Origin of the sequence: Ekhidna sp. (assembly GCF_965247405.1) — a bacterium.
Classification (GTDB): domain Bacteria; phylum Bacteroidota; class Bacteroidia; order Cytophagales; family Cyclobacteriaceae; genus Ekhidna.
Map to the genome: position 1 here is coordinate 2,440,850 of NZ_OZ252014.1, position 21,693 is coordinate 2,462,542.

Here is a 21,693-nt window from a genome sequence, read left to right on the forward strand (position 1 = left end):
GATGCTTGCTAAGGCTTTGAAATTTTTAGCTAAGGACAGTGCGATTTACGGGATCTCCGGTGTGCTTCAAAAACTTCTAGCCCTATTAATAATACCGTTAGTATCCCGATACCTAACAAAAGAAGAATTTGGTTTACTCAATTCAGTAACACCATATGCAATGGTGTTTGCTGGCCTAGTGACACTTGGGCAGGATAGTGCGATTGCAAGATGGTTCTTTGATAAGACAAAAGGACTTTCAGAAGATGAGCATAGAGTTAATGTAGCAACGACTGGATTTATTATTCAACTAGCTGGGGGCATTGTCTTTTTAGTCACCTTCTTTTTTTTGGGAAACAAAATTGGAGGATTTTTATTTAGCAATAAGGATTCTTATATAAGGATGTGGAATATTGCGTTGGTGTCTGCACCAGCAAGTGCGTTTATGATGTTCTCATCAAACATTTTCAAATGGACGTTTAAGCGAAATAAATATCTTTTGTTAACCATTAGCAATTCATTGAGTGCTGCCGGGTTGACTATTTTTTTTATTTTTCTGGATTTTGGTCTCAAAGGGATTATTCTGGCTCCAGTAATCAGTTCGTCAACCTTTGCCATCGTGGGTTTAATATTGACTAGGAAATTTCTGAGATTAAGTGCAATCAATGAGATGGTCCATTTTAAGCAGATGTTGAAATATGGACTTCCTTTTGGTCTTGTTTTGATTGCAGGTACATTGATTCCAAATATTGATAGGATTTTTCTTATTAAATATGTAGAGGCCGATGTAATTGGTGAGTATACATTGGCGCTAAAAATAGCTTCTATTTTTATCTTGGTAAATAAAGCTTTTCAGATATCATTTGGTCCATATTCATTCTCCATTTGGGAAGAAAAATATGCGCCAAAACTTTATGCTCAACTAAGCCTATTATACTTTTCTGGTTTAATATTTATGTCACTTTGCCTCTCATCCATAGCTGATTATCTGGTTTTAATTGTTGGTTCAGAAAAGTATTTATCCGCAGCAAAGTTTATTCCCTGGATATTTTTTGCATATGTAATTGATGGCATGAAGTTATTTACCAATATAGGCATTTCATACAGCAAAAAGAGCTATTACCACATACTACTTCTAATAATTGCGATTATTGTGGCGGTTAGTATCAATTATTTTAGTGTTAATTCAATAGGTCCTTGGGGAGCAATTTTGGGACTTATATTTGCTTACTCCATTAGAAATATTGTTGCTTTCTTAATTTCTAGAAAATACTATCAAATCATCTTTTCAGGCATTGATTTTCTATGGGTTACATCTTATGCTCTTGTTTTCTATTTCCTTTGTAGTAATGCATTAGATTCAAATATGCATATTTTGACTGGCTTAAAAGCCTTGATGATTGTTTCGTTTCCGCTGTTGATTTATTTAAAAATTTTAACGAAGGATCACCGGAAGATTTTAATTAAAAAGATGACTAATATCTTTCAATGATTAATGCTCTCCATAAATAGATTGTTTGACTAAGGATCATCATGTTGTTACGGTTAAGAACAAAAATTAGGCTAAGTCATTTATCACTGGCATTGTTTATGTCAATTGTCATAATTAATGAGTTTGGGCTCTTTCGTACAGCGAATCTTTATTGGTGGTCTTTCTTTGGTCTTACATTTCTGGTGGGCTGGATTTATTTGAGTATTTGGATTCCAACTAGTGGATTAGTCGTAAGCTCATTTTTCAAATCAGAGAACATATTATTGCTAGGCTTTATTGGGCTAGCTACTGTATCCTTGATATTAAATCCAACCAACCTATTGCATGGCTTTTATGCCATTGGCATGAAATTGTTGCCAATTGGTTTTTTGACTTTTTGTTTGAACTGGGTTATTAGGATAAGAGATTCACAGGTATCTCGAAAACTTGTTTTCCAGTTAGTCATAGCAATTTTTTATTTAAACTTAATTGTAAGCTGTTTTCAGTATTTCGTTTTGGGATTGGCTGTAGATTTATTAGGGTCGATACCAAGCAATGCCCACACCTTCGGGTTTCTTAATATCTTTTTTGGACTTTTATTATGGAATTATGAAAAATATCGCAATGTCCATAGAGTAGCCTATTTGTTTTCATTTTTTATAATGATCGTCGCGGATTATAAGCTTGGACTTATAATTTTTCTTCTAGCTCTACTCTTATCCAAATTTATTTTGAGTTCGTTGTACAATGGAAAAGTGATCAGGAATCTATTAGCATCTTTATGTTTACTCATGATTATCGCTTTTGGATTTTATCTATCAATTCCTTTCCTCCCCTCACATTACCGGGCGATACTTTTGATATTGGATATCGAACAGATTTTGAATTTGGATACCGTAATTCCTGCAAGATTAGAGCTATTCAAAGGGTATTATCAGCTATTCACTCGAGTTTATGAAAATACTAATCAAACTTTATTTGGTGTTGGTCCGGGAAATTATGGATCTAATATAGCTATATCATTGAATAAGCCACTTGCAGCTAAATATATCAGCTATTATCGAGCTCAATTAGATCAAATGAATGTGGTATCTGGAACGCTCTTGGTTAGAAATAATGCAACAGTTACTCTTTTGGCAGAGTATGGTTTGTTAGGAGCTTCTGTCTATTTACTCGCTTTCATTCGGATCATTTTGTTTCCTCTACGAGTCGAATTGAAAGAATTTAATAACCTTCCCAAGTCATCCATTTATCCATTGATGGTATTATTCTTCTTTCTCCTCATGGAAATACCTCTCGTGTCTGTCATTGAAAGTGGACTATACCTTTCAGTTTTTGTGCTATTCTACTACCATTTTAAGCTTACCAGGTATAAATAAAACCACCTGAATCCCACTCATCCATAATGGATATCGCATCTTTGCGTTTATATTGAATGATCGTAAAAACATACTAATCATCATTAACAACCTTCGAAGTGGAGGCAGTCAAAAGCAAGCCGTTTTGTATGCCAATCAACTTGCGGTAGATAATGATGTCTACTTTTTGATATTGAGGGGGTTTAACCAAACCAATCTTTTTTTTTCTTATTTAATAGATTCTAGAGTTAATCAGGTGGCCGTAAAAAGTTCATCACCTGTTTTGTTAGTGGCTACCATGATAAGACTACTTGTTTCCAATCGTTTTGATTACTGTATCAATTTTCAGCCTATTGCCAATTTTTTGGGAGCAGTTTTTTCCAAAATCTTTCAAAGGAAAACAGTGGTGGTGTGTACAGTTAGAGGAAATGCACCTGTAAACTACAAGTACATAAAATGGTGGATAAAGCTAGCAGATATCATATGGGTAAATTCTCAACAAATATTGGACGTTCTGTCAACCAAGTTTCAAATTCCAGCAAGCAAAATGCTACTTCAGCACAATCTTGTTGAAACCAATGCCAGGAACGACTCATATAAAGAAGGCTACATTTTACACGTAGGCAGATTCAATCAAGTCAAAAATCAAATGCAATTAATTCGTGCCTTTACTCAGCTGGACCATAAGTCTGAGTTAGAATTACACCTTGTTGGTGAAATTGAGGATTTAAGTTATTATAACGAGGTGCTTGCCTTAATTAAGGCAAAAAATATTGAGAATGTTTTTATTCATACAAAAACCAATCAACTAACAGCTTATTATCAAAATGCCGAGCTCTTTGTATTGACTTCAAAAAGTGAGGGAATGCCGAACGTAATTCTTGAGGCACAGTCATTTGGCGTGCCGGTAATCTCAAGCTCAGTTGGTGATGTTGCTAAAATTATTAAGCATGGTGAAAACGGGTTTATTTACGATTTCAGGGAAGAGTCTCTAATTCATTGTATTAATGAGTATTTTATGATGAAAGGAGAAGAAAAACTTAAGTTAAGAGAACTTTCCATAAAAGAATTGGAGATCTTCGCTTTCGATAATAATGTTTCTCTTTTGCGGAATTTAGAAATGAAATTAAAAAAATGAATTGTCCTCTATGTAATTCCAGTTCAAGCAAACCAGTATATCATACTGCGAAAATTAAGGTTCTGAAATGTAGGGATTGTAATATTGTATTTCAGGATACCACGGTTCTTACACAAGAATTAAAGGAGTATTATGAAAACAGGAAGCCAAGATTTAGACCACCAACAATCCACCGACAAAGGAGACAGGAAAATATTCTAATACGATTAAGGAAATTAAACACTTTTACGGATCCACTACTTGTGGATATTGGTTCAGGTTGGGGTTCGTTCCTGCAACAATCGAAAGCCTATTTTCCTAGTAAAAAGGGAATTGAACCAAATAAGGATCAGGCAGAATATTGCCAGCGGGAGGGAATTGAAGTTTTGAATAGCATGTATGACGCGAGCAGCTTGAAAAGTAATTCTACGGAATTGATAACCCTAATCCAGGTTTTAGAGCATGTCGAAAATCCCAAGACAACTCTTGAGAGCATTTATGCACATTTAAAGAGTGGTGGTATAGCTGTTATTGATGTGCCAAGTTATAACAACCCAAGATTTCTTTTGTATAGATTAACCGGGATTAGGAAATTTGCCATTAAGGACTTCATTGTACCTCATGTATTCTATTATACTCCAAAAAGACTGATTAAGTTGTGTGAGGAAATTGGTTTTGAAATGGCTCACAAGAGTATTGGGCAGTACAGCATTAAGACAGGTAATATTTTTCTGAAACCAGTTGATTGGATATGTAAATATTTGGGAATTGGTAGTATCACACTTTTTTTAAGAAAGTAGAGAAATGAAGAAAATTTTACTGATTAATACCCAAATGGAGAAGGGAGGTGCGCAGAAAGCGATGTTGACACTTGCCTCTCAATTGGACAAAAAAAAAATTAATGTATGTGTGGCTACCATGTACGATAAAGAAGCCTTTATTCCATACTATGAAGATTTATATGGTTTGAAGATTGTTAATCTTCAAATGAAGGACAATCGAGGTGGGAAAATAAAAAACGCCACTAAATTTCTGGGAGGTCTTTTCAGGTTGTGGAGGTTGATCAGGAGCAACAAGTTTGATGTTGTCCAATCGTATAGTCATTATCCAAATATTATTGTTCCAATAATTAGTTTTTTTGCTGGTGTCAAAAAGCGCTATACCTCACAGAGAATGTCGCTTGATTACTTATCTGGATTAGTTCAAAAGCTGGATAGGTGGGTAGCAAATTCATTTTTTGTAACTAAAGTAATTTCCGTATCAGAGGGCACCTTACAATCGTGTGTTAGACAAGGAATAAAAGAAGATAAGCTCCTGATGATTCCAAATGGAATCAAGCTTCCTGATAAATTTCTGAATGAGACTGAAAAATCTGCCAAAATAAAAGAGATAGGTGTGGAAGGTAAATTTGTGGTTGCTACGGTGGCACGCCTGCACCGCCAAAAAGGACATACCTTTTTGATAGATGCCATAAAAAGAATAGATAATGAAAAGCTGGTAGTGCTCTTCATCGGAGATGGTGAATTGAAGGGTCAGCTTGAAAAACAAATTGCGGATAGTAACTTATCCTCAAACTTTAAATTCCTAGGTTCAAGAGATGATGTTGGTCAGCTGCTGCAAATCAGTGATTTGTTTATCCTTCCCTCGCTTTGGGAGGGAATGCCCAATTCTGTACTGGAAGCCATGTCTTATGGGCTTCCCATTATCGCGACAGATGTAGACGGGACCCCCGAATTGATTACTCATGAGGCAAGTGGCTTTTTGATTGAGTCCGAAAATTCGCAGGCTATCGCTGATGCACTTTCGCATCTAATTTCCAATGATGGAATTAGAGAGAATTTAGGAGAAAACGCAAGGAAGAGAGTTGAAGAATTCTTTTCTTTGACCTACTCAATAAGGAGCTATGAAAAATTGTATTTAAGTAATGGAGTTGAATCATCTTAAGCTGTTCGGCACGAGAATTACTCCATTATCCATTGACGAATTGAATGAGTTTACAAACAAAACTATTTCCGAATCTGGAAAGCAGCAGATTTTAAGCCTCAATTTGCATAGTCTCTATCTTCAATTTAAGAGTCCCAAACTTAATAGAATACAGAACCAGTCTGTTATGAGGATAGACGGGATGCCCATTATCTGGTTGGCAAATCAACAAGGATATAAAAGCATAAACAGACAACATCGTGTAACATGGATGGATTGGAAAGAGGCTTTTTTTGAAATGTGCAATACCAATGGGTTTAAAGTGTTTTATGTAGGCTCAAAACCAGAGATGAAAGAACAGATAGAACATTACATAGAAGAGAATTATGCTGCCATATCATTCAAATGCAATCATGGATATTTTCAATTAAATTCTCCGGAAGAAGAAGAACTTTTATTACAAATTAATCAATTCAAACCCAATATACTCTTGGTAGGTATGGGTATGCCCAGACAGGAATATTGGATAGATTCGCATGCTGCAAGAATCAATGCTAATCTTGTTATGAGTTGTGGAGCAGCCATGGAATACATGGTGGGATATGTTAATGAGCCTCCACGTTGGATGGGTAGATTGGGTTTGGAGTGGTTGTTTCGTTTAGTCGAGAAGCCAAGAAGATTTTTTCATCGGTATCTGGTGGAGCCCTGGATCTTGATGTATTATTTGATTAACTACAAGAACAATTGATGGCGAAATACAATAAGCTAGAAAGGCAAATCGCAAAGGTCCTTGAAAAAATGCCATGGCTCAGAGAGCTAATTAAATTCTTTTATAAGCGGATCATTTATCTAGTCTATAGAAAATCAGGGTTTAGTTATGAGTTAAGTAAAGGCTATTCCCTTGATACGCCATACAGTATGATTGGAAAACTAGATGAAGAGGAAGAAGCACTTTTTTTTGGTTATTATGATAAATCTCCGTGGAATGAGAAAATGAGCAGAGCTGTTTTTCACTCATGTGCTAAGAACAGCAAAGAGGTATATTTAAAATTATTCGACTTTGAAAAGAATGATGTTGAAATAGTTGGGCAAACCTCCACCTGGAACTGGCAGCAGGGAGCAATGACGCAGTGGTTAAATAACAATGAAATAATTTTCAATTCAGAAGTAAAAAAGGGACATCTCGGAAGTCAAATTGTTGATGTCAGGTCGAGTGAATCTAGGAGTATTGATTTCCCCATTCAATGCATTCGACCAGATGGTAAACAAGGGATAAGCTTGAATTACAAACGTTTAATGAAGCTTAGGCCAGATTACGGCTACCAACAGGAATTTTTAAATTTCTGTTCCGAAATGCCATATGATGAAGATGGTTTATGGGTGATAGATTTGGAAAAGAATGAAGCAAGCTTAGTTATCACCCTGCAGCAGCTCTACGAAAATGTCCCTACCGCTGAAATGAGTATCACAGAGCACAAAGTAAATCACGTCATGTACTCGCCCGATGGAGAGTCAATAATCTTTTTGCATAGATGGCTAGGGAAGGTTGGTAAATGGTCTCGTCTCTACTTATACTCGTTTAAGACCGCTAGACTGGAAATCTTGTTGGACAACAAAATGGTTTCTCATTATTCGTGGAAATCTAATAAAGAGATAGTCGCATGGGCTAGATTCAATGAAATTGATGGGTATTATCATATAGATGCTGAAACAAAAGTTGTATCTGAAATAGCCAATAGGGATTTCGATTTGTTTGGCGATGGGCATCCCTCCTGTCACCCATTGAATAAGAAAGTTATTATTTCAGATTCATACCCAGATAAATCTAGAATAAGAGCTTTATTCACTGCTAATCTTGATTCTAATAAACTACGAAAGGTGGGAGATTTCTATTCACCTTGGAAATTTGAGAATGAGAAGAGGTGTGATTTGCACCCAAGATGGAGTCCTGATGGAAAAATGATCTCCATCGATTCTGCACATACAGGAAAGAGAAAGACATACTTTCTTAGGTAAAGGTAAGGCATGTGTACATCACTGACTCTTCTTTATTCTATTTTGAAAATGAGTGCCCCTATATTTGCATCTATTTCAAAGAGCTATGCCGCAACACCGCTACTCTAAATACTTTCTTATAATCTTCCTCTTAGGAGATCTGATATCACTCAACATAGGTTTTTTTGCCGCTTCTTACTATCAGTTCAATTCTTTTGATTATCCTGAGAGGTATGCTACTCTCCATATATTCCTTAATATTCTTTGGGTGCTGATTTTTTTTAGTAGTCGTCTTCAGGATATTAACCGTCAGTCTCAATTGCTGGATCACCTCAATAGGGTATTGTCTGCATTGGTAATTAACCTTTCAATAGTATTTGCACTATGGTTTGCGCTCCAACCAGTTGAATATTCCAGAAAGTATCTTTTTGTCACCTATCTGGTATTTACGATTGCAATTATTGTTTGGAGATCCGTCTGGCACTATTTCATTCGATATTCCAGGACTAAGGGATATAATCTTCGAAACGTTTTTATTATTGGTGCTGGAGACTTGACTGAAACGTTGATTGAACACTTTAATGAGAGTCCGGAACTAGGATATAATCTTGTTGGGATACACGATTTAATTGAGGGTGATAACACTCTCCATGATTTGGAAAAGATGGCTTTAGAGAAAAATACCGACATCATATTCTGCCATCTTCCAAACCTTAGCGAAGATGATGTGAAAGAAATTATTGATTTTGCAGAAAACAATCTGATAAAGGTCAACTTAATATCACAGTTCAGTAGACTGATGACGCATAATTTGTCCATTGAACAGTATGGAAATATCCCCATCATTAATGTCAACACGATTCCACTCGATCATGAAATGAATCGAATTGTTAAAAGAGCCTTTGATATTCTTTTTTCCTCAATCGTGCTAATTGGCATTTTATCTTGGCTAATACCAATTATTGGCTTGCTCATTAAGATGGAGTCTAAAGGCCCTATTTTCTTCAAGCAAAAAAGACATGGAAAGGACAATGAAGACTTCTTATGCTGGAAGTTCAGAACTATGAGTTTTCAAAAAAATGCCGAATTCAAACAGGCAAAAAAGAATGATAATCGCATTACGAAAATTGGTGCAATTCTCAGGAAAACATCGATTGACGAACTACCTCAATTTATCAATGTATTTCTAGGCGATATGTCGGTGGTAGGTCCAAGACCGCACCCAATTGCTCTAAATGAAGAGTTTCAACCACAAATTGATCGATTCTGGCAAAGACATGCTGTAAAACCCGGCATTACGGGGCTAGCCCAAGCGAGAGGATTCAGGGGAGAAACTGCTGAACTTAGTGATATGAGTGGAAGGGTTAAGTTGGATCGCTTTTATGTGAAGAATTGGTCCCTAACACTTGACTTCAAGATTATTTTGCTTACAGCCATATCAATTATACGTGGGGATCAAAAAGCGTATTAGGTTGGCTGTTGGCCTTTAGTTGGAGGTTTTGCCCTTCCCCTTTAGGGGATCGAGGGGTGTGTTTTTGGCCTCTAGCTTTTGACACAACTTCTAAAATGTTCAATAGACTACCGATATCCATTTACTACTTTTGCCAAAACTTTGAATAAATGAAAAATGTTTTGGTAACTGGTGGTCTTGGTTTTATAGGATCTCATACATGTGTTGAGCTCCTTGAAATGGGATATAAGGTTATTGTCGTGGATAATCTCTCTAATTCTGATGTTCAGGTCAGGGATAGAATCACCAAAATCACTGGAAAGGAATTTGTATTTGAAACGTTTGATTTAACTAATAAGAATGAAGTAAAATCCCTTTTTGAGAGGAATAAGATTCATGCAATCATCCATTTTGCAGCTTCTAAAGCGGTCGGTGAGTCAGTAGAGAAACCTTTGCAATACTATCAGAACAACCTAATATCCTTGCTTAATCTTTTGGAGGTGAGTAAAGATTTTGGTGTCAACCAATTGGTTTTTTCATCTTCTTGTACTGTATATGGCCAGCCGGATAAACTCCCGGTTACAGAAAACACTCCGAAAAAGCCCGCGGAATCACCGTACGGAAATACGAAGCAGATTTGTGAAGAGATTATTGAGGACTTCTGTTTAGTAAATCCGACTTTTAAAGCCATTTCCCTGCGGTATTTTAATCCAATTGGTGCAAACGAAAGTGCATTGATAGGGGAACTGCCTTTGGGTGTACCCAACAACTTGGTTCCTTTTATTACTCAGACCGCTGCTGGAATAAGAGAAAAACTCAACGTGTTTGGGGGAGATTATGACACACCGGATGGGACTTGCATTAGAGATTACATTCACGTAGTGGATTTAGCTCAGGCGCACATATCAGCATTGGAGTTTGCTGATAATATGGAAGAAAATTATGATTTCTTTAATGTTGGGACAGGAAAAGGTTATTCTGTACTGGAGGTGATCGAGTCTTTCGAGAAAGTTTCAGGTGTGAAGCTTAACTATGAGATTGTAGATCGAAGACCCGGTGATATTGAAAAAATCTTTGCTGATACAACCAAAGTGAACCAAAAACTAGGTTGGAAAGCTAAATTGGGGTTGGATGATATGACTCACTCTGCCTGGAAATGGCAAAAAACCTTATAATGTCATCAGACCGCATTTCAACTACAAAATCCATCCTTTTGCCGAAATAGTTAAAATATCCCTTAAAAAATCAACATTTTTGAATCAGGCTTTTGGAGTATTTCCGTAAGTCTGACAAAAATTATAATCATGGGACTGCCGCTCGCCATAGCAACTTCGTTCTTAGTAACGCTTACCTTGATGCCTGTAGTAATAAGGATTTTCAGATCCATTGACTTACTGGATCGGCCGGATAAGCGTAAGATCCACAGTGTAAGCACGCCTTCACTCGGGGGCATAGCGATCTTCATTGGAATGCTTATGGCCTTATTATTAGCTTTACCAATTGCGGAATTAGCTAATGAAAAATATCTTTTAGGTGCCACTTCACTTATTTTCCTGCTGGGAGTGAGAGACGATTTATCAAGCCTACTTGCTCAGCACAAACTAGTTGTACAAGTTTTTGCTGCTTTCCTGGTTGTCTTCCTGGGTGATGTCAAAATAGAGGGCTTTAATGGATTATTTGGCATTAATAACTTCCCGTGGCTCATGGATGAGATTTTTACCATGTTTGTCATTGTTGTAATGACAAATGCTTTTAACCTAATAGACGGAATAGATGGACTGGCAGGTAGTATTGCGTTAGTTATAGCTACATTTTTAGGATGGGCAGCATTTCAAAGTGGCCTGTATGTCAACGCCACACTAGCTATTGCTGTCTCAGGAGCCACTTTAGGTTTTCTATTATACAATTGGTATCCATCTAAGGTGTTCATGGGAGATACAGGATCAATGGTGTTTGGATTTATACTAACCGTTCTGATGGTGAAATTTTTGACAACACCTATCCCTCCTTCTACCATTTTGTCTCCTGTAGCAACTAGCTTAGCATTGTTCGCATTGCCGGTTTACGATACTCTTAGAGTTATTCTTATTAGGATTTTTACAGGCAAGCCACCACTTTCACCGGATAGAAACCACATTCACCACGTACTTCTAAAGCTTGGGTTGAATCATAGTCAATCAACCTTAAGCCTTGTTTCCTATAATATTCTAATGATCGCTTTTGCAGTAGGATTCCAACACATAGGTGAATTATGGATCATGCTTATCATGACCGTTACAACTGTGACCATTGGCGCTTTACTCGACCGAAAGCTCATGAGAAGAGAGGCCGCACGCCTAGCTCAAATTATTCCTCCGGAAATAAAGGTGAGCAAATCGCACACCTCAGTTTAATTGCTATTTTTGCGGTTGATTCTTGAACTGCAATTAATATGCTCGAAAAGGTAAAATCATTTATTTCAGAAGTTGAAAAAGCCACTGCAAAAACAGAGGAAGAGGTTGAAAACTTTCGTTTGAAGTTTGTCGGGAGAAATAATGTGATCAATGACCTTTTTGAAGAGTTTAAGCAAGTACCAGCTGAACAGAAGCGAGAGCTAGGTCCTGCGCTGAATAATCTTAAAAATCTAGCTCAAACGAAGTTAAAAGAGTTGTCAAATACAGTAAGTGCTGGAAAGGCTTCATCCAGTGATGTGGATGTCACACTTCCGGGAGCTTATGGGGGAGAAGGATCAATTCATCCCATTTCGCAAACGAAAAGCCGTATCATAGAGATATTTGAGCGTCAGGGATTTAATGTGGAGGATGGTCCGGAAATAGATAATGACTGGAACAATTTCACAGCCTTAAATTTCCCTGAAAACCACCCGGCACGTGAAATGCAGGATACCTATTTCATCGAGAAGAATCCGGATGTGCTGTTGAGAACACATACTTCAAATGTTCAGATTAGGCTAATGAATAAGAAAAAGCCGCCAATCCGATCAATCATGCCGGGGAGGGTATACCGAAATGAGGCTATTTCTGCTCGTGCACATTGTTTTTTCCATCAGGTAGAAGGTTTGGTTGTAGGTGAAAATATAAGCTTCAAAGATTTAAAGAATACACTGTATCATTTCTCTAAAGAGATGTTCGGTAAGAATACCAAGATCAGGTTAAGACCGTCTTATTTCCCTTTCACAGAGCCTAGTGCTGAGATAGATATTAGCTGCTTCATCTGTGGTGGTGATGGGTGTAAGATTTGTAAACAAACCGGATGGGTGGAGATTGCAGGATCTGGAATGGTTGATCCCCACGTACTCGAGAACTGTGGAATTGATTCTACCAGGTATAGTGGGTTTGCTTTTGGAATGGGTATTGAGCGCATCACGATGCTCAAGTACCAAATTGATGACTTGAGGTTGTTTTCAGAAAATGATGTTAGGTTCCTGAAGCAGTTTTAAAGAAGATCAGCAATGATTTTTTCTTCTGAAACGCCTTCGGCCTCAGCCTTGAAATTTCGGACAATGCGATGACGAAGAACCGGTGCTGCCACCAGCTTTATGTCTTCGATATCAGGAGAATATTTTCCATTAATAAGCGCATTACACTTTGCTGCCAGAATTAAGAACTGTCCTGCTCGCGGACCTGCTCCCCACTCAAGAAATTCCTGCGATAGTTTATCTGCCTTCTCTCCAGCCGGACGTGTTTTTGAGACCAGATTAACAGCGTATTCAAATACATTATCAGCAACAGGCACCTTTCTCACCAACTCTTGATATTTCAGAATTTTTTCTTTCGAAATGACTTCACTCACTTCTTCTAATTGTTGTGAGGTGGTGCTTTTAATTACCTCAACTTCATCCTCATATTTCGGATAGTCCAATTTGATCATAAACATAAATCGATCGAGCTGAGCTTCAGGAAGTGGATATGTGCCCTCCTGTTCAATTGGATTTTGAGTTGCCAACACAAAGAATGGCTTATCAAGACCGTAATTATGACCTGCCACTGTCACAGCTCCTTCCTGCATGGCTTCTAACAACGCAGATTGTGTTTTTGGAGGGGTTCGGTTGATTTCATCAGCCAGGATTACATTAGAGAAAATAGGGCCCTTAATGAACCTAAGATTTCGTTCTTTATCGAGTGTTTCGGCTCCCAAAATATCAGAAGGCATCAAATCAGGTGTAAATTGAATACGGTTGAAATCCAATCCAAGACATTTGGATACGGTCTGGACCAGGAGTGTTTTGGCCAGGCCGGGCACACCGACCAAAAGTGAGTGCCCATTGCAGAAGAGGGAAGTAATCAATAGCCGCACTACATCTGACTGGCCGATGATTTTCTTAGAAATTTCTGTTTCAAGACTTTGAAAATCTTTAGCCAACTCATCTGCTAGTTTCACATCTGTATTTTCTGCCATGTAATTGATTTTTTAGTTTCGCCCCCTCTTTAATCGTAATTTAGTTGGCGAGGTTACAATAATCGTATTCAGGGTCTATTTCAATGAAGACATTACCCCTGGCCCTTTCAAACCACTCTGAAATTTTGGCATTTTTCTTTCTGGCAAGAGCTGCATTGGCAATTTTTTGATAGTCGATATCCAGATTTGCCTGATGAGGGGATATTTTATTTTTGTAATAGATGATTCTGTATGCATAGCCACCATCTTGCTTTTGATATCTTATTGGTTTCGTAATATTTCCTATTTTCATCGTGTCGATGGTAAAGAATATATTGGGGTCTAGCTGCTCAGCAGGTACTCTCAAAGCTCCGGTTTCATCCTGAAAAAAACCACCTGCTGAGGACGTTGCTTGGTCATCAGAGTGTTCTTTTGCTGCAGCCTGAAAAGTGATGCTATCGAGCTTAATGAGGGTTCTGATACTATCCAGAAAGTTCTCTGCTTTTATAAAGTCATCCTGATTGGGCTGAGGGGTAATTAGAATATGTCTTGTTTTATAGGTGTTGCCTCGTTTTTCCTGGAGCTGAATCAAGTGAAACCCGAATTGGGTTTCCACAGGCATTGAAATTTCACCTGGCTTCATGGAGAGTGCAGCAGCCTCATATTCAGGGGCTAATTCACCCCGGCTATAGAAGCCTAGCTGCCCACCATTGGCGGCTGATCCGGGATCTTGCGAATATTTTTTAGCCAGGACTGCAAAGTCAATTCCGCTTTCCAGCTGGCTTCTGATATCAAGCATGAGATTTCTTACCTTATCTTTTTGGGTCTTACCTGGTTCAGGCTCTTTGACGATCTGTGCTATGGATACTTCAGTGGAAAAATATGGAAGCGAGTCTTGTGGTATGTTTTTGAAAAACTTCTTTACTTCTGCGGGAGTCACCTTCAAGTCAGAAGTCAATTCTGACTGCATTCGCTGAATGGTGAGTTGCTCCTTGATGTTGTCGAAAATCTCAGCTCTGATTTGCTCAAGGCTTTTACCATATGCTTTTTCTATGGCTTCCTCTCCTCCAAATTGCTGTGCCATGACAGACATTCTTCGGTCCAGGTTGCTGTTTACTTCTGAGTCGTCAACGAAAATAGAATCGATCTCAGACTGTGCCATCAACATTTTATTTACAACCAACTGCTGTAAAATCTGACATTTGGCATTACTTCCTCTCATTTCTCCCCGAGAAAGAAAATCCAAATAAGAGCGCTCAAGTTCTGATTTTAGAATGATGTAATCATCTACTTTAGCGATGATTTTGTCAATCACCACCTCATTGTCCTGTGCAAATGAGGAAAATGTAAATAGTAATGCTGTGCTAATTGCTATAAATCTCAAACGCATTTGTCTGTTCTGCTTCTTCATAAATTTTTCTTTCCAGCTCTTTCTTCAGAGCAATTTTTCGCTTGTTGATGATGATGTCTGAAACACTCTCTTTGATGAATTCAAGCGGGGCAATTTCTCCGACGGTCTTGTATTCAAATATCTTTAAGAAGTAAATGAAATCTTCATCAGATACTTCTATAGAGCTGTTGGTTTTCAAGAATGCTGCCTTATCATTTACATCTTTTAATGGCGTCTCAATAAGTACCTCGTCAAACTTGACCCACACAGAGTCTTCAACGAATGCCTTTACCGCATGTTCCTCTGCATATTCCCATACCTCCGTAGTGTCTCTGGGGTAGTTTCTTAAGGCTCTTCTTAATCGCCAAACATTCGGTGCTTTTGACGGTATCTTAAAATAAACACACTTCGCCAGATTTTGCCGCAGGACAAAATTCTCTGATTTCTCATCATAATAGCTTTGAATCTCAGCATCACTCACTTCTTCATTCAGGTTTGCTTCGATGTATTTTTTTTCAAGTTCATGCACCATCAATGCATACTGGTAATCCAATACCTTGTTTTGAATTCTAGCTTCATTGAAATCGATGGCATCTTCTGCCCGACTGATCATCAGTTGCTTTTTCACCCAGTCTAACACAAACTTCTCTACAAAAACGACACTGTCTGTCGGAGATAGATTTGCGGGGATCAGGGCATTTAGGTTGGACTCAATCAGCTCCTTCTCGCCCACCCGGGCAATAACCCTTTCTTCCGTTTGCTCTTTGGGCTGGAAGTATTGACATCCTGAGATTAGTAATATGTTGAAAATGAGGATATTTCTCACTTTAAGGATACATTTTTATGAGCCTGCAAATATTGTGATTCTTTTCAGTAGAGAACTCAATTTTATCCATTATTCTTTTGACCAGCATTAAGCCCAGACCACCTTGTCTTCGGGTGGATATTAGCTCCTCCATGGATGGAGATTCGTACTCATTAATATCAAAACCAACTCCTTTATCTCTAAATGTGAATATGATTTGTTTTGGCCTAAAATCTATATTGAATTCTATGTGACTCTGAGGATTGCAATCATTAGCATGGATAATCAAATTGGCGCAAACTTCGTCAACAGCTAGTACAAGCTTGTGTGCCTGAAGGTCAGGTACACCTTGCGCCTCCAACATATCGGAAGTGAACTGGCGAATTCTCACCAATTCATCTTTGCTGCATCCTATGGTCAGTTTCTTGCTCATTTAAAAGAGGCTACTGCTGCTTCTTTGCTTTCTTCTATTGTTAACAGTTTTTCCAAACCGAGAATATCGAACACTTGTTTTACAGTTTCATTTATTCCAAAAAGTGCGAGCTCAATGCTTTGAAACTTGAATTCATCCAGATGAGAAATAAATACGCCTAAACCAGCGGAAGAGATATAGTTTAGATCTGTCAGATCGACCACAATTTTCTTCTCACCAGACTCCATCGCTTCTTTTAGTGCGTTATCCAGATATATGCTGGAGCCAGCGTCTATCTCTCCATTTACCATGATGAAGTGTACCCCATCGTTTTTCTCGGTGGTTATCTCAGCCATTTTTGTTGTCTTTAAATTGGACTACTACCAAAGTGTAATCATCATCTATTATCATTTCTCCTATAAAGTCAGAGAGATCCTTTTTAATTCCTTCTTTTACTTGATTGGGTGCTTTTGAGGCATGGGCGGTAAAAGCCTTTTTCAGGCGCTCGCTTCCATACTGTTCTCCTTCCGGGTTTTTTGCCTCTGTGATCCCGTCAGTATATAAAAGCAGGGTATCACCTGCATGATAATTCACAGTATTGCTATGAACGTAATCTCCGTAACTAGAGTTTCTCAACATGCCAAGTCCCATTCCATCACATTTCAAAAAGTCAATCGAATTTTCATTCTTACAATAGAAAAGACTTGGACAATGCCCTGCCCTTGAGAAGTGTAAAACGTTTTTCGTGGTGTCTATGTCGAAATAAGTGGCTGTAATAAAGGAAGTCTTTTCCAGACATTGACTCAACGCAATATTCGCTTTTTTGTTGAATTCTTCGGGAGACACGCCCTGGCTGGCAAGACTGTGAAAAATCCCCTTCATTTGCGCCATCTGGAATGCTGCGCTGGTACCTTTACCAGACACATCACCAATAATCAAACTGAACCTGTTCTTCTTGTACTCCAGGATATCGTAATAGTCACCTCCTACCTCATCAGCAGCCATGGAGAAGGCAGCCATCGTCAGGTGATCATTGTTAATCAGTGAGGTAGGGAGCAAGCTTTTTTGGACGTTTTTAGCAATTTTAAGTTGCTCCTTGTATCGTTCATTTTCAATGGATTCCTGGATGAGTGAAAGGTTTTCCAATGAAATGCTGGCCTGGTTTACAAACGTGGTGATGATATTCACCATTTCACGATTGAATGCTTCTGAAACCTCATTTAACAGGACAATGAAGCCGACCTGCTTATTCTGAACCATGATAGGCAATGCAATGATCGATTTGAATTGGGGATGTTTCAAATCATCAGTAAGCTTGCCTGGATTTGCTTCACTTTTAAGGGAGAGATTCAGTATTTCTTTAATGGTCTCTCCCTTTATTGCAGATTTAATGATATCCACATCTTCATCCTTGAGATTTCGAATGACCTGTGTTGTGCCACTTTCTTCACGCACCTCCAGCCAGGCAGCATCGGCAAACACAGCGCTCATTGAGCTTTCTAGTAATATTTCATACGTCTGATCTTTTGTTTCTCCTCGAGGAATCGATTGACTTAATTTTTGGAAATCCAGCGCCTCCTTCAGCTTTTGCTCAAAAACGGAAGAGGTTGGAAGGTTGAAGAGTGTAACAAGAATTGAAATGACCGCATAAACGAAAAGAAACCCAAACATTCCGGCGATGAATGCTCGGTCAAGCAGGTCGATGACTAAAACCTCTGTATAAGAGAATCTGAAGAGCATCAAAAGGAAGTGGTATAGATATATTCCCGACAAAAGGATAAACAGTATGCCCTTCCATTTCTGCTTAAAATTTAGGTAAGCGACCCACTTCAAATTGAAGGCAAGGATGATAGAGAAGCTTCCAAGTATGACTAGAGCCACACTAAATATTTGATCCCCATAGCTGAAGCCAAGAAAGTCAAAAATAAGAGCTGCTAGCAAGGCCACCTCAAAGAAGCCCCACAACTGCAGTAGATTTTTTGATTTTTGATAAAGGATCAGTCTTTTCCAAACCACCATAGTTGAGACCATGAAGATCACCACTAATCCAATCAAAATATTATAGAAAAAATTGATTGTAAGCGGACTTTCAACGAGTGTACTATTAGCAAAAATGGTGAGGAAGAAACGTATTGCTAATGAAAGTAAAGTGGTAACCAAGCCAGTGATAAAAACCTTCCATAGCAGGTCTGTGAAATTCAGTGAATCTGCTTTGGTGATCATGTACCGATAGTAGGCAAATGTGGCCAACACAAATCCGGTAAAGCATAGCTGGGGGAAGAAGTTGGAGAAATCCACCTTCATGTCATAGCTCTGCACGAAAAGCAAGTAGATGCTGGAGCCTGCGAATAGCAGCCAGCAAATGATCGCTCCCAGAAAGCTCAGCCTTATTTTTACCTTGTCTGACACGGCGACAAAAATACAGACCTTGGGCTACATAAAGGCTAAAGAGTGGATCTAAGCAGTTAAAGTATGTTAAGGAATAAGGTTTAGAATCTGCTGTAGATATTCTTCATCTGTTACATTGAAGTCATCCAACTGATCGCTATCTACATCTAGTACTCCGATGATATTTCCATCTTTTTTGAGTGGAATCACAATTTCAGATTTAGATGCTGAAGCGCATGCGATGTGTCCGGGAAACTTATCTACGTTTGGAACAACTAGGGTTTGCTCCCTCTGCCAGCTAGAGCCGCAAACGCCTTTCCCTTTTTTGATCCGCGTACAAGCGACTGGCCCTTGAAATGGTCCAAGTACCAATTCATCCTCCGAATCTACCAGGTAAAATCCGACCCAGAAAAAACCCATTCCTTCTTTCAATGCCGCTGAAATATTTGCCAGGTTAGCAATGAGATTCGTTTCTCCATAGAGAAGCCCGTTGATCTGAGGAATCAATGCTTCGTATTTTTCCTCTTTCGTCCCTTCTTTGATTAATGTTAAATCCTCAGCCATGAATGTTTCTGTAAATGGTTAATTGATCTGCAAAAATAGTTTCTTCTCTCTCTACCTCACCTTTTATTTCAGGGGCAGCTATGCCTTTTCCAAAAGTCGTTTCAGAAGAAAATATCCTTGCCTCATCCCAACAGTCTTCATTGATGAAAGAGTTCAATGTCTGTGATCCACCCTCTATTATAACAGACTGAATTTTTCGCTCGTGGAGCCTTCGAAGCACACTCCATGGGTTGTTCATATCCGTTTTAATCCATTCAATATTTCCGGATTTTTCTTCCTTGATTGAATTCAAGATTAAGGTGGGAGCCTCTTCGTTAAATAGATTATGATTTTTGGGTACTTCCAAATTGCTGTCTAGTAATACTCTGAATGGATTTTTCCCACTCCACTCCCTTGCTGTTAGAGAGGGATTATCATGCAGTGCCGTATTTTTTCCAACCAAGATGGCGTCTTCCTCCGTACGCCATTTATGTACCAGTTGTCTGGAGTAAGGATTGCTGATCCATTTGGAATCATAATTCTCTCTGGCCACAAATCTGTCCGAGGTTTGGGCCCATTTCAAAATGACATAAGGTCGTTCTTTCTGAATCGACGTGAAGAATCGTTTATTTAATTCTTGTGCCTCCTTCTCCAAAACACCAATAGTTACTTCAATGCCTGCTTTCTCCAACTTTTCAATGCCTTTACCATCCACCTGGTCGAATGGGTCTCGACATGCCACTACCACACGTTTGAGCTTTTTCTCAATCAAAAGATCAGCACACGGAGGAGTTTTTCCTTGATGGGCACAAGGCTCCAATGTGACATACGCTGTGCATTCAGTAAGTAAAGAGTGGTCTTTTACACTTGCGATTGCATTTACTTCTGCATGCGCTTCGCCATATTTTTGATGATAACCTTCACCAATAATTTTTTCCCTATGCACAATAACGCATCCCACCATTGGGTTGGGTGAGACATGGCCTCTACCTAATTCGGCCAGCGCCAGCGCTCGTTGCATGTATCGGCTATCATCCACTGAGTGTGTAATTTCGCTATCGAATGAAAAATGTGAAGCAAATCTGGCAAGAAACAGCGAAACAGCTGGAAAAAGTTTATGATAGAAGGGAGGCTGAGAATATCTCTTACCTCTTGCTGGAGGATGCTTTTAGTATTTCAAAGACAGCAATCCTTTTTGATGAGAAAGTAGAGATCGCATCGGATCAGCTTGAAAGTTACATTGAAAGGTTGTTGCAACATGAACCCGTTCAGTATGTGACCGGAATTGCAGATTTCTACGGAAGAAAATTTCATGTTGCTCCTGGATCACTAATACCAAGACCTGAAACAGAAGAATTAGTCGAGCTAATCATCAATGAAAACAAGATAGAAAACCCTCGGATTCTTGATGTTGGAGTTGGTTCTGGTTGTATCGCCACAACGCTTGCATTGGAATTTAAAACCCTGGTATTTGGAACGGATGTTTCTGCAGAAGCTATCGCCATTGCTGAGAGAAACTCGAAACATTTAGGTGCCAAGACTCAGTTTTATCTTTCAGATATTTTGAAGGAAGACTTACCGGAATCTGATTTGGATATTTTAGTCAGTAATCCTCCTTATATCCCACGGAAGGAGCAAGGTTTGATGAGTAAGAATGTGACTGATTATGAGCCAGAGCAAGCCTTATTTGTTACAAATGATGACCCGTTGATTTTTTATAAGCGAATCTCAGAGTTAGGGTTGGAATCCTTAAGGAAAGGAGGTAGAATCTATTTTGAAATACACGAAAACTATGGTGGGGAAGTAAAAGGCTTTCTTCAAAACATAGGTTATTCAGATGTGACAATCCATAAGGATATGCAAGGGAAGGAGCGAATGGTGAGAGCAGAGTATTAACGCTCCTCAAATTCGGCTCTCATTTCTTTAAATGCCTTGAGATACCTATAACCACTTACAAAGAATAGTATTTCAAAAACGATAAAAATGGGTAGGGTGTATTTCCAAATAACAGGGAAATCTCCTAAATAAGAAACAAAACCATTTATTACTAAGATAATACCAAAGGCGTTTGTAATTAATATGAGCGGTCTTTGGCTTAATATAATGATTTCTTTAAGCCTTTTGTTTGCTTCTTCTGATAATGTAAATGAGGTCGAATCTAGTTCATGATAGTGTTGATACAAATAACTCGCAAGATGATACCGATGGGTTGCGTTAATCATTAATGAAACAAAAATTGAAGTAAAGAATGTCATGTCACTCCATACGAATCTTTGAGAGAGATTCAGAAACTCGTTCAGGATTGCGTAGTTGGTAAGCCCTATTGCAGGAATGGTAATAACAGCAATAAATGGAAATATATACTTGAAACCCATTGGGCCTGATTTACCTGTTTTATTAATGTTCCAGGTAATGTTCCAAGACTCTATGATTTTCTTTCTCTGTTGAACCAGATCGCTCATGGCTCAAAAATATAAATTGGATC

At 38.5% G+C, this 21,693-nt stretch carries 21 protein-coding genes; 12 read left to right on the forward strand and 9 right to left on the reverse strand.

The window, feature by feature from the left end:
- Nucleotide 1 precedes the first annotated feature (1 nt).
- The 11 genes from ACP14Y_RS11085 to pheS all read left to right on the forward strand — a co-directional run bounded on the left by ACP14Y_RS11085 (nucleotide 2) and on the right by pheS (nucleotide 12,732).
- On the forward strand, nucleotides 2-1,471 hold the full coding sequence (locus ACP14Y_RS11085) for a lipopolysaccharide biosynthesis protein (protein WP_424963024.1): 1,470 nt from the start codon (nucleotides 2-4) through the stop codon (nucleotides 1,469-1,471).
- Nucleotides 1,472-2,241: 770 nt separating this feature from the next.
- Nucleotides 2,242-2,829 carry a hypothetical protein gene (locus tag ACP14Y_RS11090; protein WP_424963025.1) on the forward strand — a complete coding sequence of 196 codons (588 nt, stop codon included), beginning with the start codon at nucleotides 2,242-2,244 and terminating at the stop codon, nucleotides 2,827-2,829.
- A 52-nt stretch (nucleotides 2,830-2,881) separates the two neighbouring features.
- The gene (locus ACP14Y_RS11095; RefSeq protein ID WP_424963026.1) at nucleotides 2,882-3,946 is read left to right on the forward strand and encodes a glycosyltransferase; all 1,065 of its coding nucleotides are present in this window, start codon (nucleotides 2,882-2,884) and stop codon (nucleotides 3,944-3,946) included.
- Entirely contained in the window at nucleotides 3,943-4,725 is a 783-nt protein-coding gene (locus tag ACP14Y_RS11100; RefSeq protein WP_424963027.1) for a class I SAM-dependent methyltransferase, read from the forward strand. Before ACP14Y_RS11095 ends, ACP14Y_RS11100 begins: the two co-directional genes overlap by 4 nt.
- 4 nt (nucleotides 4,726-4,729) lie before the next feature.
- Complete coding sequence (locus ACP14Y_RS11105) at nucleotides 4,730-5,869, forward strand: glycosyltransferase (RefSeq protein WP_424963028.1); 1,140 nt, start codon at nucleotides 4,730-4,732, stop codon at nucleotides 5,867-5,869.
- Nucleotides 5,850-6,596 (forward strand): WecB/TagA/CpsF family glycosyltransferase, encoded by a 747-nt coding sequence (locus tag ACP14Y_RS11110; RefSeq protein ID WP_424963029.1) that lies wholly within the window; start codon nucleotides 5,850-5,852, stop codon nucleotides 6,594-6,596. Before ACP14Y_RS11105 ends, ACP14Y_RS11110 begins: the two co-directional genes overlap by 20 nt.
- Nucleotides 6,596-7,864: a hypothetical protein gene (locus ACP14Y_RS11115; RefSeq protein ID WP_424963030.1), complete on the forward strand. Its 1,269-nt coding sequence runs from the start codon at nucleotides 6,596-6,598 to the stop codon at nucleotides 7,862-7,864. The genes ACP14Y_RS11110 and ACP14Y_RS11115 overlap by 1 nt, the downstream gene beginning before the upstream one ends.
- 85 nt (nucleotides 7,865-7,949) lie before the next feature.
- A complete protein-coding gene (locus tag ACP14Y_RS11120; protein WP_424963031.1) occupies nucleotides 7,950-9,314 on the forward strand; it encodes an undecaprenyl-phosphate glucose phosphotransferase in 1,365 nt (454 codons plus the stop codon).
- 149 nt (nucleotides 9,315-9,463) lie between these two features.
- Nucleotides 9,464-10,468, forward strand: a complete 1,005-nt coding sequence (galE, locus tag ACP14Y_RS11125; RefSeq protein ID WP_424963032.1) for a UDP-glucose 4-epimerase GalE — start codon at nucleotides 9,464-9,466, stop codon at nucleotides 10,466-10,468.
- Nucleotides 10,469-10,597: 129 nt separating this feature from the next.
- A complete protein-coding gene (locus tag ACP14Y_RS11130) occupies nucleotides 10,598-11,686 on the forward strand; it encodes a glycosyltransferase family 4 protein (protein WP_424963033.1) in 1,089 nt (362 codons plus the stop codon).
- Between the two features lie 38 nt (nucleotides 11,687-11,724).
- A complete protein-coding gene (pheS, locus tag ACP14Y_RS11135; RefSeq protein ID WP_424963034.1) occupies nucleotides 11,725-12,732 on the forward strand; it encodes a phenylalanine--tRNA ligase subunit alpha in 1,008 nt (335 codons plus the stop codon).
- Here pheS and ACP14Y_RS11140 read toward each other — a convergent pair.
- From ACP14Y_RS11140 to ribD, 8 genes are all read right to left on the reverse strand, one after another.
- Nucleotides 12,729-13,691 carry an AAA family ATPase gene (locus ACP14Y_RS11140; protein ID WP_424963035.1) on the reverse strand — a complete coding sequence of 321 codons (963 nt, stop codon included), beginning with the start codon at nucleotides 13,689-13,691 and terminating at the stop codon, nucleotides 12,729-12,731. The two genes, pheS and ACP14Y_RS11140, sit on opposite strands and share 4 nt — an antisense overlap.
- 40 nt (nucleotides 13,692-13,731) lie before the next feature.
- Nucleotides 13,732-15,081, reverse strand: a complete 1,350-nt coding sequence (locus tag ACP14Y_RS11145; RefSeq protein ID WP_424963036.1) for a peptidylprolyl isomerase — start codon at nucleotides 15,079-15,081, stop codon at nucleotides 13,732-13,734.
- Nucleotides 15,035-15,886: a peptidyl-prolyl cis-trans isomerase gene (locus tag ACP14Y_RS11150; protein ID WP_424963037.1), complete on the reverse strand. Its 852-nt coding sequence runs from the start codon at nucleotides 15,884-15,886 to the stop codon at nucleotides 15,035-15,037. Before ACP14Y_RS11150 ends, ACP14Y_RS11145 begins: the two co-directional genes overlap by 47 nt.
- Nucleotide 15,887: 1 nt before the next feature.
- The gene (locus ACP14Y_RS11155; RefSeq protein ID WP_424963038.1) at nucleotides 15,888-16,298 is read right to left on the reverse strand and encodes an ATP-binding protein; all 411 of its coding nucleotides are present in this window, start codon (nucleotides 16,296-16,298) and stop codon (nucleotides 15,888-15,890) included.
- Entirely contained in the window at nucleotides 16,295-16,633 is a 339-nt protein-coding gene (locus tag ACP14Y_RS11160; RefSeq protein ID WP_424963039.1) for an STAS domain-containing protein, read from the reverse strand. The genes ACP14Y_RS11155 and ACP14Y_RS11160 overlap by 4 nt, the downstream gene beginning before the upstream one ends.
- Nucleotides 16,626-18,686 (reverse strand): GAF domain-containing SpoIIE family protein phosphatase, encoded by a 2,061-nt coding sequence (locus ACP14Y_RS11165; protein ID WP_424963040.1) that lies wholly within the window; start codon nucleotides 18,684-18,686, stop codon nucleotides 16,626-16,628. The genes ACP14Y_RS11160 and ACP14Y_RS11165 overlap by 8 nt, the downstream gene beginning before the upstream one ends.
- A gap of 66 nt (nucleotides 18,687-18,752) precedes the next feature.
- Complete coding sequence (locus tag ACP14Y_RS11170; RefSeq protein ID WP_424963041.1) at nucleotides 18,753-19,229, reverse strand: GAF domain-containing protein; 477 nt, start codon at nucleotides 19,227-19,229, stop codon at nucleotides 18,753-18,755.
- Entirely contained in the window at nucleotides 19,222-20,247 is a 1,026-nt protein-coding gene (gene ribD, locus ACP14Y_RS11175; protein WP_424963042.1) for a bifunctional diaminohydroxyphosphoribosylaminopyrimidine deaminase/5-amino-6-(5-phosphoribosylamino)uracil reductase RibD, read from the reverse strand. The genes ACP14Y_RS11170 and ribD overlap by 8 nt, the downstream gene beginning before the upstream one ends.
- 23 nt (nucleotides 20,248-20,270) lie before the next feature.
- Between ribD and prmC the strand changes: the two genes are divergently transcribed.
- Entirely contained in the window at nucleotides 20,271-21,104 is an 834-nt protein-coding gene (gene prmC, locus ACP14Y_RS11180; RefSeq protein ID WP_424963043.1) for a peptide chain release factor N(5)-glutamine methyltransferase, read from the forward strand.
- On the opposite strand, the gene ACP14Y_RS11185 is transcribed toward prmC, so the two are convergent.
- Complete coding sequence (locus ACP14Y_RS11185) at nucleotides 21,101-21,670, reverse strand: hypothetical protein (RefSeq protein WP_424963044.1); 570 nt, start codon at nucleotides 21,668-21,670, stop codon at nucleotides 21,101-21,103. The genes prmC and ACP14Y_RS11185 overlap by 4 nt on opposite strands.
- Nucleotides 21,671-21,693: the final 23 nt, after the last annotated feature.

Coding starts and splice junctions, on each gene's coding strand:
- ACP14Y_RS11085 (WP_424963024.1), top strand. CDS start 2: ATGCTTGCTAAGGCTTTGAAATTTTTAGCTAAGGACAGTGCGATTTAC.
- ACP14Y_RS11090 (WP_424963025.1), top strand. CDS start 2,242: ATGATTATCGCTTTTGGATTTTATCTATCAATTCCTTTCCTCCCCTCA.
- ACP14Y_RS11100 (WP_424963027.1), top strand. CDS start 3,943: ATGAATTGTCCTCTATGTAATTCCAGTTCAAGCAAACCAGTATATCAT.
- ACP14Y_RS11105 (WP_424963028.1), top strand. CDS start 4,730: ATGAAGAAAATTTTACTGATTAATACCCAAATGGAGAAGGGAGGTGCG.
- ACP14Y_RS11110 (WP_424963029.1), top strand. CDS start 5,850: ATGGAGTTGAATCATCTTAAGCTGTTCGGCACGAGAATTACTCCATTA.
- ACP14Y_RS11115 (WP_424963030.1), top strand. CDS start 6,596: ATGGCGAAATACAATAAGCTAGAAAGGCAAATCGCAAAGGTCCTTGAA.
- ACP14Y_RS11120 (WP_424963031.1), top strand. CDS start 7,950: ATGCCGCAACACCGCTACTCTAAATACTTTCTTATAATCTTCCTCTTA.
- galE (WP_424963032.1), top strand. CDS start 9,464: ATGAAAAATGTTTTGGTAACTGGTGGTCTTGGTTTTATAGGATCTCAT.
- ACP14Y_RS11130 (WP_424963033.1), top strand. CDS start 10,598: ATGGGACTGCCGCTCGCCATAGCAACTTCGTTCTTAGTAACGCTTACC.
- pheS (WP_424963034.1), top strand. CDS start 11,725: ATGCTCGAAAAGGTAAAATCATTTATTTCAGAAGTTGAAAAAGCCACT.
- ACP14Y_RS11140 (WP_424963035.1), bottom strand. CDS start 13,691: ATGGCAGAAAATACAGATGTGAAACTAGCAGATGAGTTGGCTAAAGAT.
- ACP14Y_RS11145 (WP_424963036.1), bottom strand. CDS start 15,081: ATGAAGAAGCAGAACAGACAAATGCGTTTGAGATTTATAGCAATTAGC.
- ACP14Y_RS11155 (WP_424963038.1), bottom strand. CDS start 16,298: ATGAGCAAGAAACTGACCATAGGATGCAGCAAAGATGAATTGGTGAGA.
- ACP14Y_RS11160 (WP_424963039.1), bottom strand. CDS start 16,633: ATGGCTGAGATAACCACCGAGAAAAACGATGGGGTACACTTCATCATG.
- ACP14Y_RS11170 (WP_424963041.1), bottom strand. CDS start 19,229: ATGGCTGAGGATTTAACATTAATCAAAGAAGGGACGAAAGAGGAAAAA.
- prmC (WP_424963043.1), top strand. CDS start 20,271: ATGAAAAATGTGAAGCAAATCTGGCAAGAAACAGCGAAACAGCTGGAA.
- ACP14Y_RS11185 (WP_424963044.1), bottom strand. CDS start 21,670: ATGAGCGATCTGGTTCAACAGAGAAAGAAAATCATAGAGTCTTGGAAC.